This is a genomic window from Bifidobacterium apri, from assembly GCF_009299485.1.
Taxonomy (GTDB): Bacteria; Actinomycetota; Actinomycetes; order Actinomycetales; family Bifidobacteriaceae; genus Bifidobacterium; species Bifidobacterium apri.
The window spans coordinates 52,896-68,126 of the sequence record NZ_WBSO01000007.1 but is presented as its reverse complement, the minus strand read 5'-3'; the positions used below and the strand labels follow the sequence as shown (position 1 = coordinate 68,126).

10 protein-coding genes and 1 tRNA gene are annotated in these 15,231 nt (G+C 59.4%); 6 read left to right on the top strand and 5 right to left on the bottom strand.

The window, feature by feature from the left end; all coding sequences use genetic code 11:
- Nucleotides 1-10: 10 nt before the first annotated feature.
- From DSM100238_RS05880 to DSM100238_RS05870, 3 genes are all read right to left on the bottom strand, one after another.
- Nucleotides 11-844, bottom strand: coding sequence for an ABC transporter permease (locus DSM100238_RS05880; protein WP_152355792.1), 834 nt, complete (start codon nt 842-844; stop codon nt 11-13).
- Nucleotides 845-900: 56 nt separating this feature from the next.
- Complete coding sequence (locus DSM100238_RS05875) at nt 901-1,845, bottom strand: ABC transporter permease (protein WP_205730696.1); 945 nt, start codon at nt 1,843-1,845, stop codon at nt 901-903.
- Between the two features lie 119 nt (nt 1,846-1,964).
- Nucleotides 1,965-3,119 carry an ABC transporter substrate-binding protein gene (locus DSM100238_RS05870; protein ID WP_152355752.1) on the bottom strand — a complete coding sequence of 385 codons (1,155 nt, stop codon included), beginning with the start codon at nt 3,117-3,119 and terminating at the stop codon, nt 1,965-1,967.
- A gap of 745 nt (nt 3,120-3,864) precedes the next feature.
- Here DSM100238_RS05870 and DSM100238_RS05865 point away from each other — a divergent pair.
- Entirely contained in the window at nt 3,865-5,043 is a 1,179-nt protein-coding gene (locus DSM100238_RS05865) for an IS1249 family transposase (protein ID WP_152355751.1), read from the top strand.
- Nucleotides 5,044-5,106: 63 nt separating this feature from the next.
- On the opposite strand, the gene DSM100238_RS05860 is transcribed toward DSM100238_RS05865, so the two are convergent.
- Nucleotides 5,107-5,180: transfer RNA gene (locus DSM100238_RS05860), tRNA-Leu, on the bottom strand.
- A gap of 323 nt (nt 5,181-5,503) precedes the next feature.
- On the opposite strand from DSM100238_RS05860, the gene DSM100238_RS05855 reads away from it, so the two are divergent.
- The 5 genes from DSM100238_RS05855 to glgX all read left to right on the top strand — a co-directional run bounded on the left by DSM100238_RS05855 (nt 5,504) and on the right by glgX (nt 13,419).
- Nucleotides 5,504-6,304: an ANTAR domain-containing response regulator gene (locus DSM100238_RS05855; RefSeq protein WP_152355750.1), complete on the top strand. Its 801-nt coding sequence runs from the start codon at nt 5,504-5,506 to the stop codon at nt 6,302-6,304.
- Entirely contained in the window at nt 6,294-9,341 is a 3,048-nt protein-coding gene (gene polA, locus DSM100238_RS05850; RefSeq protein WP_152355749.1) for a DNA polymerase I, read from the top strand. Before DSM100238_RS05855 ends, polA begins: the two co-directional genes overlap by 11 nt.
- 69 nt (nt 9,342-9,410) lie before the next feature.
- The gene (locus DSM100238_RS05845; protein WP_152355748.1) at nt 9,411-10,298 is read left to right on the top strand and encodes a Nif3-like dinuclear metal center hexameric protein; all 888 of its coding nucleotides are present in this window, start codon (nt 9,411-9,413) and stop codon (nt 10,296-10,298) included.
- A 307-nt stretch (nt 10,299-10,605) separates the two neighbouring features.
- Complete coding sequence (locus DSM100238_RS05840; RefSeq protein ID WP_167511072.1) at nt 10,606-11,175, top strand: NUDIX hydrolase; 570 nt, start codon at nt 10,606-10,608, stop codon at nt 11,173-11,175.
- 123 nt (nt 11,176-11,298) lie between these two features.
- Complete coding sequence (gene glgX / locus DSM100238_RS05835; RefSeq protein WP_167511071.1) at nt 11,299-13,419, top strand: glycogen debranching protein GlgX; 2,121 nt, start codon at nt 11,299-11,301, stop codon at nt 13,417-13,419.
- A gap of 263 nt (nt 13,420-13,682) precedes the next feature.
- On the opposite strand, the gene DSM100238_RS05830 is transcribed toward glgX, so the two are convergent.
- Entirely contained in the window at nt 13,683-15,068 is a 1,386-nt protein-coding gene (locus tag DSM100238_RS05830; protein WP_152355745.1) for an ABC transporter permease, read from the bottom strand.
- Nucleotides 15,069-15,231 lie beyond the last annotated feature (163 nt).

Below are 15,231 nucleotides of genomic sequence, written 5' to 3'. Positions count from 1 at the left end.
CAAGGACATATCAGTGTTCCTCCTTGGAACGGCGCATGGCGCCGGAGATGAGGTCAAGCGAGACGAGTAGCAGCACGCCGAAGAGCAGCGCGAGCAGTGACATCGCAGTGGAAATCTGGGAATTGGACTGTCCCAGCTGGTACAGGGCGACTTGCAGATTCATGCGTCCCAGCAGCGAGGCCACTGTGTATTCGCCGAGTACCACGGAAATGGAGATGAATGATGCCGACAGGATGGACTGCCAAAGGTTGGGCATGAGCACGCGGAAGAACACACGCGGCCATGAAGCGCCCAGAGAGCGTGCCGCTTCGCAGAGCGTGGGCACGTCAATCGAGTTGAGTCCGACCGCGATCGCGCGGAACGCATACGGCATCACGAGGATCGCGTAAGCGAAGCACAGCCAGATTGGATTCGTGTTCAAGACATCGGCGGACAGCCAGCGGTAGATGGGTCCCAGGCCAACGACGAGCACGATGGCGGGGATGGTCAAGGGCAGTGTTGCCACCCATTCAATCACCCGTTCCAAGCGGCGTGAACGAATATGCGCGATGACCATCACCGGCACGAGCAGTATCAGCATGATGATAACGGTTACCACGCACAGGGCGAGTGATGTACCCAATCCGGACCAGAGCGTGGACAAGTCCGCTCCCAGTGAGCTTCCGTCACCGGTGAAGATCGCCTTCCACGGGTCGAGACTCCAGCGCCCGGATAGTGGATGCCGCAGTGTGAAAATCAGCATGCACAGCAGCGGAACGCCGAGGAAGAGCAAGGTCACGGCGAGAATCACGGTTTTGATGATGCGCTGCTTGTGTATGCGTGCGGCTCGCAACTGCGGCGGCATATCGGCTTGCGCGGACAACGCTGTTGCACTGCCGTCGGTATTGATGGTGTTCACTGTCAACGTCCGGCCCTCTTTTCTACGGCGTGGCTGAGGACCATCACCAAAGCCACAACGATGATCATCGCAAAGGCGAGCACCTGAGCGAATCCTTGCTGATTCGGATCCATCTCGTTGCGCATCGCGCCTTGAATCATCAGCGGGACGAGAATGGAACGCTGGGAGAACAAGGCTGCGGCCGTGGCGTACGCGGAGAACGCGTTGGCAAACAACAGCAGAAGCGCGGAAATGAAGCGCGGAGCGAGAATCGGACCGGCGACGCGGGTCCAATACTGCCATGTGGTGCCGCCGAGATTCTCTGTCGCCTCACGCCATTGCGGTCGAATCGAATCGACTGCAGGCAGGAAGATGATAATCATGAGGGGAATCTGGAAATAGCAGTAGATGGTGATGAGTCCAGGCAACGTGCTCAGCCAGTTCGGATTGACGGTCTGACCGGTCAGCTGACGGATCAGCATGGTGCATACGCCGTTGATGCCGATGGTCGCGATGAAGGCGAACGCGAGCATAACCCCGCCGAATTGTGCGAGCACCGAGGATACCGCGGACACGATGCGGCGCAGTGTCCCGTTCGGTTTGGCGCCGATGGTCAAGGCGTATGCCGCCGCGGCGCCGACCACGGCTCCGATGAGCGCGGACAGCGCGGAGACCAGCAGTGATGTGGCGAATGCGGAGAGGGTATTCGCTTCGAACAGTTTGCTGAAGTTGGCGAGCGTGAATCCGCCGCGTGATGTGCGGAACGCGCCGACGATAACGATGACGGTCGGTGCGAGCAGGAAGCATGCGGTATATGCGAAGAACGGAATCGATACCGCGTAGGTGCCGGGCTGCTTGCGGTGCCGGGCTGCGATGGACAGATGTGAAGATGCGGAAGGCCCCGCCGGTGTCAGGCTATGGTTGGTGACTAAGTCAGCGGGGTGTTGCCGTTGGATTGCTGCAGTCATTGAGGACATGCGCTTTCTCATAGAAGTCGAGGCGCCGCATCACGGTTGCGGCATACTGCAGCGTGGGAATGCTCCTGCCCGCTGCGTCTGCCGGTCGGTGGTGCGACGCCTCGAATGAATCAGTTACCGATGGCTGAATCCCAGTTGTTCTGGAGCCAGGTGGTGATACGGGTGGAATCGGAATTGGTGTAGGTGACCGGGTCGCCCTCGATGGTGGTGGCGGACTTTAGCGCGTTCTTGTCGACCGTGCCGGCCTTCTCCATCGCATCAAGCAGGACAGGGTTGGCGCCGCCCTTGAGCCACAGGTTCTGCGCGTCGGCAGTGTACAGGAACTCTTCCCACAGGCGGGCTGCGGCTGGGTGCGGAGCGTCCACGTTGATGGCCTGGTTGTAGTAGCTGACCACTTGGGCATCCTTGAAGGTCTTGTACTTCCAGGTGACGCCCTTCTTCTTCAGGCTGCTCTGGTAGGAGGCCTGGTTGTAAGTCCAGTCGAAGACCACACCGGTCTGGCCGGAATCGATGGTGCCGTCGGTGACGTCGACTGTGGTGAGGTTGCCGGCTTCCTTGAGCTTTTTGAAGAAGTCAAGGCCGGGCTGCAGGTTCTTGATCGTGCCGCCGGACAACTGGTTGGCCATCAGGAACCCGTTGAATGCGGCGCCCGCTTCTGCAGGCTTGCCGTTGAGCGCGACGGTTCCGGCGAACTTGGAGTCAAGCAGATCGTCCAACTTGGTGATATCGCCGTACTTGTCGGCATTCCAACCGATGGACATGATGCCGGTGTAATCGGCGACATACTTGCCGTCGGCATCCTTGACGGAATCGGGGATATCGTCCCACGCCTGCACTTTGTAGGCGGCGAATTGATCGGTGTTGGTCGATGCGACGGCCAGACCCAGATCGTAGACGTCGGGTGCGGCATCAGTACCCTTGTTGGTCTTGCCCGCGTCAATCTCCTCTTTGGAGGATGCGTTCGGGTTGAGCTCGGTGATCTTGATCTTCGGATACTTCTTCTTGAATGCAGCGATGACCTCGCCGTAATCTGACCAGTCGTGCGGCAGGGCGATGACGTTGAGCGCGCCCTCCTGTTCGGCGGCGGCGACCAGATCGTCCATCGTGCCGAAATCCTTGAGTGAAGTCGCCTTGGCGGACTTCTCGTTCACCGTCACGGCCTTGCCTGATGACGAGGCGGAGGAAGAAGAGGATCCGCATGCCGCCATGGACAGGGCGAGTACCGCAGCCATGGGGATGGCGATTGCCTTACGCAGGGAAATCATATGTACCAGTCTTTCCTGAGTTTGTTTTTCGTTTGTTGTTGTTTGTCTATATGGACAGAAGGCACTATATGCGTGCGAATTGAAGTGGGATTGACGTCGACATGAATTTCGGTGGGGTGATGGTGTCATGGAATTGAATTGGAGATGAATCGCCTGTTGTGTGCCGGTATGTCGCGGCTTGACCGGGTACGTCATTAAGTATGGTTCCCTGCTCCTGCCGACGCTGGGTGTCCTGTGAGTGTCGGCAGAAGGTGGTACTGACGCTGGGACACCTGTGAGCGTCGGTGGAGGGTTGGGCTTCTGTTTCTGCCGACACTGAGCGGCCGGTGAGTATCGGCAGGGGGTTTGCCGACGTTGAGTGGTGTGTGAGCGTCGGTGTAGAAGGTTGCAGGGACAAGCAGCGACTCACGTGTTGGTCACCCTCATTGTCGGGTCACAATCTCACAAACTGGTGACGCTGGCTTCTGGCTTTGCATGCGCGGGTTGTGGGGTTATACAAACTGGTGACGCTGGGCGGGTGATTTGCGTAGACAGTTGGTATGGGATGGCGGTCCCGGCATGAAAAATGAGGAGACCGCCAAAAACGAAGAAACCCGCCGATGATGGGCGTATAGGAAAAAACGTGGTGCTAATGATGCGGCCAAGCCTTTGCGGGAGTAAGTGTGTCGCGGGGTGATTAATCATTCGCTTATTAATCCCCGCCTATCGGGGATGTCGTGCCGCCCGTCGTCGTTGCATATATCGCATGAGGACGAAATCAAGAAAAGCACGCAGGTGCCCTGTCTGCGGCACGCCGATGAAGAAGAACGGACGCACCGCGGCCGGCAGCCAGCGATGGAAATGCGGGGTCTGCCGCATGGGGACCACCGTCCGGCGCGACGACCTCAGACGCGTTGCGCAACTGGACGAGTTCCTCGCCTGGCTGCTGGACGGGAGATTCCAGAGCGACATGGATACGTCCGGCGGCAGAACCTTCCGGAATCACACCTCATGGTGTTGGGATATCGTCCCGCGGATGCGCGCGACACCGTCCCGGCACCGGACGGTGATGACGGACGGCACCTACATGTCACATGGCTGGTGCCTGCTGATCGCCATCGACGGGGTGACCGGCGAGACCATCGCGTGGAGCTGGTGCTCGCACGAGTCCACGGCCGCGTACCTGGACCTGTTCTCGCGCATCCCCGCGCCGGACGTGTTGATCAGCGACGGGCTGCGGGGCGTCGAGAAGGCGTGCGCCCGGGCCTGGCCGGGAACCCGCATCCAACGCTGCCTGGTGCACGTGCAACGCAACACGCGTGCCGACTTGACATCACGGCCCCGGCTGCAGGCGGGGAAGGAACCCAGGCGGCTCTCCGACGCGCTGACGAAGGTGCGGGACGCCGGCCAGGCGGCGGCGTGGGGCAGCGCATTGAACGACTGGCACCGCAAGTGGAAGGGGTTCCTGGAGGAACGCACCCACGCGCGGGACGACCCGTCCAACCCGAAGGCGACCCGGCAGGAATGGTGGTGGACCCACGGCGATGTCCGCCGCTGCTATAGGCGGCTGGAACGACTGTTCCGCGAGGGGCGGCTGTTCGCGTTCTGCGACCCGGCGCTTCTCGGGAAAGGGCCCGTGGAGCGCAACACCAACAGGCTCGAGGGCGGCGTCAACTCGCTGATCAAACGCACGCTTGCACGCCATCACGGCCTGACCGAGGAACACATGAGAAGGGCCGCCGAATGGGTCTGCTACATGAAAAGCGGATCTCCCGACCCGCACACGCTCATACCGGGCACCGGAGGGGAACACGGAACGGATGCGCCGGCCGTGCAGGACGAACCCGAAACCGGGAGCGATTACGACAACGGCATCCAGTCATACAACAGGGACGACCCCGCCGTCGAGACTGGATTCCACATCCGCAAAGGACACGTCGGATAGCCAAAAACGAAGTCTAAAGCACCACGTTTTTTCCTATACGCCCGATGATGGCGGGTTGATGGGTGCCCCCGGTGGGACTCGAACCCACACTGTGCAGATTTTGAGGCTGCTTCCTCTACCAATTGGGATACAGGGGCGTGCTCCGTATTGAAGCAACAAAATAACAGTGTATCACATATCTGCGACCAACGCCACCGCGTTCAGCAATGAGATGATTATTCGAGTGTCGAGCATGCGGCATGCCGCTGATCGGCGACTCGAACTCTATGTAGAGTCTTGCCTTGACCTTGTCTGCTGGTATCATCGCTAACAGCAAGGATGGCAGATTGTGCGAGACGATGGCATGCCGTCGCTCCAGCGCGGCATCCGTTGTCGGCGCTGGGACGCAGCACGTATCGGTCTCGGCATCGGGGCGGTGCGTCTTGGCGTGATCGCCTGATTATCTAGGAAAGAGGCAGGGATGACTGCGAATAACGAGACGGGACAGGCACAACCGGACACCCCGGTGTTGACGGAGGACGAGCTCAAGGCAGTCGCCGCCGGCGAGCCTGTTGCACCGCAGGACGAGCAGGAAGCTGATGCACGTGGGGACGAGCATCGCAAGCGCACGGTGGTGGTCGCGGAGGACGAGTCCGTCAACCGTATGGATTTGGTCGCCATTCTCGAAGACAACGGGTATGAGGTTGTCGGTGAGGCGGCGAATGGTGAAGAAGCAGTCGAGCTGACACGCAAGTATCGTCCGGATGTCGTCTGCATGGACGTCAAGATGCCTCGTATGGACGGCATCACCGCCGCGGGTGTCATCTGCGACGAGAATATCGCCCCTGTTGTCATGCTCACCGCGTTCTCGCAGCCTGATCTGGTGAAGCAGGCCACTGGCGCCGGCGCTATGGCGTATGTGACCAAGCCGTATGAGGAATCCAAGCTGCTGCCGGCGTTGGAAGTCGCTATGGGGCGGTTCCAGGAAATCAACGATTTGCTCGACAACGTGGAACGCAGCGAAAACGAGCTCAACGAAACCCGTGAACAGTTGCGCGACACAGAAGAAAAGCTGAAGAAGGCGCAAGAATCCTTGGAAGAGCGCAAGCTCGTCGACCGCGCCAAGGGTCTGCTCATGGACAAGGCCGATTTCTCCGAGCAAGGGGCGTTCCGCTGGATCCAAAAGACATCCATGGATCAGCGCATCCCGAAGAAGCGTCTCGCCATGGCCATCATCGCCAAGTATGGCGATTCGAAGCCGGAAGCCGCTGATGAGCGATAATTCCCAAGCTCAGCATACGCAACAAGGTGCCGCGGAGAAGGATTTCCGCGGCACCTTGCTTGTCGTGGACGGACACTCACTTGCATTCCGCGCATATTTCGCGCTTCCCGTCGAGAACTTCTCAACGTCAAGCGGCCAAGCGACGAACGCGGTCTGGGGCTTTGCCAAGATGCTCGCGCAGGTCATCGAGACCGAGCACCCAGATAAACTCGCGGTCGCGTTCGACGTCAAAGGCGGCACATTCCGCAATGATTTGCTGCCCCAATACAAGGGCACGCGTGAAGCTGCGCCGGAAGATCTGCTCAGCCAGCTGCCGCTCATCCAGGAGATGCTTGCGGCGCTCGGTGTCACGTACATCGAAAAGCCGGGCTTTGAAGGCGACGACATTATCGGCACTCTGGCGACCATGGGTGAACATGAGCGGTACCGGACTCTGGTGCTCTCCGGCGACCGAGATGCGTTCCAACTGGTGGACGACTCGATCACCGTCCTGTACCCAGGCCATCATTTCAAAGACCTCAAGCACATGACTCCGCAGGCGGTGGAGGAGAAATACCACGTCACCCCGCAGCAGTACCCCGATCTTGCCGCACTGCGCGGCGAAACGGCTGATAATATCCCGGGCGTGCCAGGCGTCGGCGACGGCTATGCCGCCAAGTGGATCGGCCAATACGGCTCGCTCCAAGGCATCATCGAGCATGCCGACGAGATCGGCGGGAAAAAGGGCCAGGCGCTGCGCGACAATCTCGATCAGGTCAAGCTCAACCGCAAAGTCAATGCGCTGGTGCGTGATCTGGATCTTGGCGTCGGCATGGACGACTTTGATTTCGGCCCGATGAATCGCGAACAGCTGGCGACCTTGTTCTCGAAGCTTGAATTCGGCGTCCGCACACGCAATCTGGTCGTCAAGGCGTTCAGCGGCGGCAAGACACCATCCTCTGCGTTGCCCGAAGCTTCTCAGACTGCTTCCGGTGACACGGATGAGCGTCCCGGTGAATCGGTCAGCGTGACCAGGGATTGTTCGGCGCGCCAAGTTCAGCACTGGGCGCGGCAGTACCAGAAGAACCATGGCACTGCTGCCGCTGCCGGCAGCGAGCAATCGTTGCCTGTTGCGGATCGGTCAGCCCAACCTGCATCCGCACTGGAACCGGCCGTCGTCGACGCGCCTGATTCCCCTGAGACCTCTGTCTTGTCTGAGACGCCCCGCGCATCTGAATCAGCGGATCGTCAAACGCAGCCGGAAACAACTGCCACGTCGAGCATAGCGATCGACCATCATGCTGTGAGCGTACCAACTGTCGCCCATGGCTGGGTGCTCTACGCGGACGGGGATAGCAAACCCGGCGCGGCGCATTGCACAGGTCTCGCTTTGCTGGCGGACGATGAGGCCTTGGCGTTCACCCCGCCCCTCGACCCCGATGTCGCGCAAGCGATTCAGGCGTTCATTGACGCCAACCATGGTACGATGATCGTCCATGGGTACAAAGAGCATCTGCATCTGTTGGAGAGCATCGGTATCCGTTTGCGTCGGCCGGCATTCGACACCAAGCTCGCGTGCTATCTGGTGCTTCCTGACTTTCATCCAGATTCCCTTGAGCAGGCGGCGATCCGGTTCGCAGACATCCATATCGACCAGCCGGAACGTCCGGCACAAGGCGAGCTTGATTTGGACGGTTCCGATCAGGCGCTGGACACCCCGTCGCATGATGACGCGACGGTTGCCGCGAAACTGGCGACTATCAAAGAACTCGCGGTACGGCTGTCCGCGACGTTGGACGAGCGTGAACAATATGGACTGTTGCGCTCCCTCGAGTTGCCCGTCTCCGAAGTGCTGCACCGGATGGAAGACGCGGGGGCGTGTGTCGACCAGACGCGTCTGGTGAGCATGCGCGACCAGTTCGCAGCCGATGCCGCGCAAGCCCAGGAGATCGCATGGCGCGCCGCCGGGAGCGAAGTGAACTTGCAAAGCCCCAAGCAGCTGGGCAGTGTGCTGTTCGACAAGTTCGGGCTCAGACCGCTGCGCAAGACAAAATCCGGCCAGTACAAGACGGATGCGGCGACGCTGACCGCCTTGTACGCGCAATCGGCGAACGGCAACGAGCAGGCGAATGATTTCCTGGGAGCCCTGCTGCGGCACCGGGAGACCAATAAGCTCAAGCAGATCGTGCAGACACTCATCGACGCGACCAATGCTCGTGACAGTCGTATCCACACCACGTTTGAACAGACGGTGGCCGCCACAGGGCGCCTGAGCTCGGTCGATCCGAATCTGCAGAACATTCCGAATCGCAATGCGATGGGCCGGGAGATCCGTTCCGCGTTCGTTCCGGGACCGGGCTTTTCGTCGCTGCTCAGTTGCGATTATTCCCAGGTCGAGCTGCGTATCATGGCTGATCTGTCCGGAGATGAGGCGCTGATCGAAGCGTTCCGTTCCGGCGCCGATTTCCACAAATACGTGGCGAGCTTGGTGTATCAGGTGCCGGTCGACGACATCACCCCGGACCAGCGCAGCCATGTCAAGGCGATGAGCTACGGCTTGGCATACGGTTTGAGTACGTACGGTCTCGCCCAACAGCTGCATATCAGCCCGGCAGAGGCTGACGTGCTCAAAGAGAAGTATTTCTCCACGTTCGGCAAGGTGCATGACTATCTTGAGTCGTTGGTAGGCAACGCGCGGAAGGTGGGGTACACCGAGACACTGTTCGGCAGACGCCGGTATTTCCCGGGATTGTCCAGTTCCAACGCGCGCACAAGAAGTGCCGCCGAACGTGCCGCGCTCAACGCGCCCATCCAGGGTTCTGCCGCTGACATCATGAAAATCGCGATGATTCGCGCCGATCAAGCCCTCAGGAACGCCGGTGTGGCCAGCAGGATCATTCTGCAGATCCACGACGAACTTGTTGTGGAAATCGCGCCGGGCGAGGAGGAACAGGTCTCCGCGCTGGTCAGCGATGCCATGGAGCATGCCGTGACGTTGGCGGTACCGCTCGACGTGTCGGTCGGTATCGGTGCCGACTGGCAGCTTGCCGCCCATTGAGTCTGAACTGTCGCCGGCAACAGTCATCAGCCATGCTGTTGCCGGCGACAGTGGGAAGCGAGGAACCATATGCCGAAGTTGCAGGAAGCCGTGGATGCGTTGGAAACCTTGTATCCGCTGCGATACGCGGAATCTTGGGACGCACCGGGACTGATCGTCGGTGATTTGGACGCTCCGGTCACGCGGATCGCCTTCGCCGCGGATCCGACGCATGCAGTGATCGAACAGGCGATCGGATGGCATGCCGACCTGCTGGTCACCCATCACCCGTTGTTCTTCCGTGCGGTGCATGAGACCTCCGGCGCAGGAGTCCATGGGGCGATCGTCAGCGCATTGTACCGGCATGGTTGCGCGTTATGGGTGGGGCATACGAATGCGGATGCCGCCTTCCGCGGAGTGGGACAGGCGGCTGCCGACGCGTTCGGATTGCACGATCTGCAGCCGCTTGAACCGATTGATGACCCGCAGTCGCCGCATGCCGTCGGTATCGGGCGTGTGGGCCGTCTTGCCGAGCCGATGCCGTTGCGTGACTTTGCTCAGGTTGTGGCGCGTAAGCTGCCTGAAACCGAATATGGTATCCAGGTCGCCGGCGAGCTTGACGCACCGGTGTCCACGGTGGCTGTCCTGCCTGGATCGGGCGATTCAATGTTCGACGCGGTGCGTGCCAGCGGGGCGGATGTGTATGTCACCAGTGATTTGCGCCACCATCCGGCGACAGATGCGCTGGAGCAGGCGCGCTGGGAGGCATCACTGAGACAGCACGGCCTGCATGCGGGCAACGGTGACGGGCATCTGCGCCCGGCGTTGATCAACACCCCGCATTCCGCGATTGAATCCCTGTGGTTCAGATACGCGTTGGAGGATGTCCCCGCGGCGATTGCGGCGCGTACCGGCCAGCGGCCCGAAGTGAAGTGGATCAATATGCGTACCGACCCGTGGGATCTCGTGATCCGTTGATCGCGTGAGCCTTCGCGTCATTCAACGCGGTCAGCGCCGGCTGTGTGAGATTGTCATCGCGATGCGCCGGCGCACAATCCGCCCTTGTCAGGCATGAGCAGTCCGCCCGCTTGGCGGGCACAAGGAGGAAACCAATATGGAAAAGCGTTTCGAACACAGCGAAGAAGCGCGGCGGGTGCAGCGGCCTGACCAGCGGCAAGCACAGCCGCAGCACATCACAGGCCCACAGGAACCGCAGGAACCGCAGGATGTGCAAGACCCTCAGGATACGCTGCATCAGCTGGACCGCTCGTCGGACGGCATCGACATGAACGGTTCCGTCCATGAAGTCAGCCGTACGACGGTGTTCGAAGGCCCGATTTTCGCCATCGACGATATCGTGCTCGATCTGCCGACCACTGACGGCACTCGTGCACGGATCCGCCGCCAACTGATCCGACACGCTCCGTGCGTGGTCATGCTGGTCCATGATGTGCCCGGCGACCGTTATCTGATCGAACGCGAATACCGCATCGGTTCCCATCGTTTCGCGTACGGACTGCCCGCGGGTCTTATGGATGCGGGGGAGGACCCCGAACAAGCCGCCTTGCGTGAGCTGTCCGAGGAAACAGGCATCGTTCCCGATGACACGCAATCCGCGCGTTTCGACCATGTAGGAGCGTTCTACTCTTCCGAGGGCATGACCGATGAGCTGGCGCACATCATGGTCATCCATCTTGACCGTTGGCATTGTGAAGACCGGCATTTCGACGCGGACGAGCATGTCGAATCGGCGTGGGTCTCATGGCGGCAGCTCCTGGACACGCCGGTGACCGAATCCAACGCCATCATCGCCATCCAGCATGAGATGCTGCGTCGCACCAGAACAGCCGCATGATCGTCCGTCCGCCACAAGACGGGAAAGGCTGACGAACCGCGAATAAACACACGGCGGGCTTGGCTTCGAGCATGAAGCGGCAAAACGTGAGATACTGGAATCATGCAAATCAGACCTGGTTCCATGTTTCCGCTCGGAGCAAGCTATGATGGCGCGGGCGTGAATTTTGCCTTGTTCTCACAGGTGGCAGACAAAGTCGAACTGTGCCTGTTCGATGAGAACGACCATGAGACACGCGTCGAGATGACAGAGAAGAACTCGTACGTGTGGCACAACTATCTTCCCGGCATCCAGCCCGGACAACGCTACGGGTATCGCGTCTACGGACCGTACGACCCCGAGCACGGGCTGCGGTGCAACCCGAACAAACTGCTGCTCGACCCCTATGCGAAGGCCATCGAAGGCAATATCGACGGCGATGAAAGCCTGTACTCATATTGGTTCCGCAACCCCGATGACACGCATAGCATGAATACGCTTGATTCAGCTGCGCACACGATGAAAGCCGCAGTCATCAACCCCTACTTCGATTGGGGCAATGACCAGCACCCGTTCATCCCATACCACGATTCGGTGATTTACGAGGCACATGTGCGTGGCATGACCAACCTCAACACGATGGTGCCTCCGGACATTCGCGGCACATACGCAGGATTGGCATACCCCGGCGTCATCGAATATCTCAAGAAGCTGGGCGTCACCGCCATCGAGCTTATGCCGATCCACCAGTTCGTCAACGATTCGTTCCTGCAAGAAAAAGGGCTGAGCAACTACTGGGGGTACAACACCATCGGGTTCTTCGCCCCCCAGAACTCTTACTCCAGCTCAGGCGAGCGCGGCGAACAAGTCAACGAATTCAAATCGATGGTCAAGGCATACCACCACGCGGGAATGGAAGTCATCCTCGACGTCGTATACAACCATACGGCCGAAGGCAATAACTACGGGCCGACCTTGAGCTTCCGCGGAATCGACAACAAAGCCTACTACCGACTTGTCGACGGCGACGAACGCCACTACTTCGACACTACGGGCACCGGCAACTCGCTGCTTATGCGCTCGCCGTACGCGCTGCGACTGATTACCGACAGCCTGCGGTACTGGGTCACGGAAATGCATGTGGACGGGTTCCGTTTCGATTTGGCGGCGACACTCGCGCGTCAGTTCCAGGAGGTTGACAAGCTTTCGGCGTTCTTCGACATCGTCGAACAGGATCCGGTCATTTCGCGTGTCAAACTCATCGCCGAACCGTGGGATTTGGGCTCTGGCGGCTATCAGGTCGGAGGCTTCCCGTCCAGCTGGTCCGAATGGAACGGCCGGTATCGCGATTGTGTCCGTGATTTCTGGCGTTCGCAGCCGTCGACCTTGCCTGAATTCGCAAGCCGCCTGATGGGCAGCTCGGATCTGTACGAGCAGAACGGGCGCAGGCCGGTCGCTTCGGTGAATTTCATCACCGCCCATGACGGCTTCACCATGAACGATCTGGTCAGCTACAACAACAAGCACAATGAAGCGAACGGTGAAGGCAATCGCGACGGCGAAAGCAACAACCGTTCCTGGAACTGCGGTGTCGAAGGCCCGACGAGCATCCGTGACGTCAACGAACTGCGTGAACGGCAGATGCGCAACATGTTCGCAACCCTCTTGGTCAGCCAAGGCATTCCGATGATCTGCGGCGGTGACGAGGTCGCGCGCACTCAGCAGGGCAACAACAACGCGTATTGTCAGGATAATGAGATTTCGTGGACCAATTGGAATCTCAATGATTCGCAGAGGGATCTGTTGCGTTTTGTCAGCAAGATGATTCATCTGCGGCTTGACCATCCGGTGCTGCACCGTCGGCGGTTCTTCACGGGGCGCACGCCGGGCGATGATGCGAATGCGGTGCCGCAGGTTGAATGGTTCGACCATCTTGGGCGGATCATGGATATGGATGATTGGCAGAACACGCATGCCTCGTCGATGATGGTGTACCTCAACGGCAAGGATATTCCTGAGAGTGACTGGTACGGCAACCAAATGGTTGACAATGACTTCATTCTCATTTTCAATGCCCACTATGAGCCGATTATGTTCACGCTTCCGGATGAGAAATACGGGCAGAAGTGGCAGCTGGTCGTTGATACGTATAATCCGAAGGGGCCAGAGCTCAGCTATGAGGCCGGTTTTGATATCACCGCGCAGTCGCGCAGCTTCCTGCTGCTGATGAGTGTGGACGATGCCGAGAAGGAGGAATTGTTCTGAAGAAACTTCTCTGAACGCGTGGTTGTTCAGGGATTCCCGATGATTTTTCGTCGATTGGCAGTGATTGACTCGCCCACACAAACCGGTGACGCTGGGTCGGCTGTCAGCGTCACCGGTTTGTACGGGGATACCAACTGTCTACGTAAATCGCCTTCCTGGCGTCACTAGTTTGTGTAGCGTTACAAGCTGTTTGCGCTGGGCCGGCTGCTCGTGTCACCGGTTTGTACGGGCCGGCTGGTCGGTACTGCCTATCGCCGACCCGATCACTGGTCGGAAGCAAGCCGGGATTCCAGCGATGAATCAACAGGCTTCGTCTCAATGGTCGCGTGACGCTTCGAATGTGGCCAAAGCAGCCAATGCGGTCGGCGTGAACGGGCCTGATGTTCAGCGTCTGATGTGTTGCTTGTCGTGCCGTCGGCTGTTCTGTCGGCAGATGCTACGACAGGCATACCGGGTTCGGCCGCATCCACGTCATTGCGCGATTGCCTCGTGACCGGTACGTTGACCGGGATCGGTACCGTCCGCATCGCATCGGCGTCGTTGTCGCTTGCCGCGACATCAAACTGAGCATGCAACAGCTGGTCTTGGATGCGGTCGGTTTCGATGGCGGCGATTTGTCTGGTGAACACCACGAACCATCCAAGGAACAGCAATCCGGCGAATGCCTCGACATTCGTCAGTGTGTTCTCGCCTTCCAGCCAGATGATGCCGGTGTAGGCGCACACCACGATGGCGAGATCGGAAATCACATACACGGCTTTCGACAACTGCGGTGCGAGCCAAGGCAGAGCAAGCAGCAGTATGCCCATCACGCCGGGCAGGCTGCGTGCGAACACGTTATGCAGGATGGGATGCGGAGTATAGCGGAACATGCCGATGCCGAAGAATTCAATGCCAGCCAAGGTCAGCAGGATGCTCAGCAGGGCGGTGCGTGCGACGAAATGGGGGATGGGGCCTGCGCCGAGTTTGGTTTCATCGCCATGCCAGCGCAGGCGTTGGCGATAGTTCGCCACTAGTTCGGAGATGGCGAAATAGCTGATGATGACAATGCAAATGCCGCCGAGCATCAGTGTGGAATTGAACATGCGTGCCGCGAACGTGGTGCGGTCGCCCAGCTGGGAGAAATTGTTATTCGCCCAGTATGGGTCGTCGCTGGTTGAGCCTGCGGTGCTTACGCCGGAGATGATGAAGAACGGCAGCAGTGATGCCAGGGTTTTCGCGTTCATGAGTTCCGCCTGCACGAATGTCAGATATCCGACGATTCCTGAGATCGCCGCGCAGATCGCCGGCAGGTACCCGGTCATGGTTTTGCCCATCAGCGAATTGATCATGTCGAGAAGCATGAAAGTCGCGAGGAAAATCGTGGATCCATACACGACGGATAATGCGAGCACTTCAAAAAGCCGGCGGACGACGAGATACCAATGATGTTTCTCACGAAGCGAACGGGAGAAATGCGTGTACCCGATGATGAACGATACGATGGCGCATGCCGCGGCGATACCCGAGCATGCGGTGAATGTGCGCTGGGTCAGCTGCCAGATTGCGGGCGCGTAGGCGCGGAACATGGTCATGGCGAAGTATCCGATGACCGCGCACACGACACAGGAAATCAGTCCCGACGATTCAGCCCGTTGGTTACGTCCCACGTCGTTCTCCTCTCTGTGTCTTGCCGCTGCCATTGTATCGCCACAGATAGAGGGGCAGCATCGCTGTTTGTGATGCCACCCAAACTGGTTACGCTGAGGGGATCGTTAGCGTCGCTGGCTTGTGGGTTTGCCCAAACTGGTTACGCCAGGAGCGGTGTTAACG

Coding starts and splice junctions, on each gene's coding strand:
- DSM100238_RS05880 (WP_152355792.1), bottom strand. CDS start 844: ATGCCGCCGCAGTTGCGAGCCGCACGCATACACAAGCAGCGCATCATC.
- DSM100238_RS05875 (WP_205730696.1), bottom strand. CDS start 1,845: ATGACTGCAGCAATCCAACGGCAACACCCCGCTGACTTAGTCACCAAC.
- DSM100238_RS05870 (WP_152355752.1), bottom strand. CDS start 3,119: ATGATTTCCCTGCGTAAGGCAATCGCCATCCCCATGGCTGCGGTACTC.
- DSM100238_RS05865 (WP_152355751.1), top strand. CDS start 3,865: ATGAGGACGAAATCAAGAAAAGCACGCAGGTGCCCTGTCTGCGGCACG.
- DSM100238_RS05855 (WP_152355750.1), top strand. CDS start 5,504: ATGACTGCGAATAACGAGACGGGACAGGCACAACCGGACACCCCGGTG.
- polA (WP_152355749.1), top strand. CDS start 6,294: ATGAGCGATAATTCCCAAGCTCAGCATACGCAACAAGGTGCCGCGGAG.
- DSM100238_RS05845 (WP_152355748.1), top strand. CDS start 9,411: ATGCCGAAGTTGCAGGAAGCCGTGGATGCGTTGGAAACCTTGTATCCG.
- DSM100238_RS05840 (WP_167511072.1), top strand. CDS start 10,606: ATGAACGGTTCCGTCCATGAAGTCAGCCGTACGACGGTGTTCGAAGGC.
- glgX (WP_167511071.1), top strand. CDS start 11,299: ATGTTTCCGCTCGGAGCAAGCTATGATGGCGCGGGCGTGAATTTTGCC.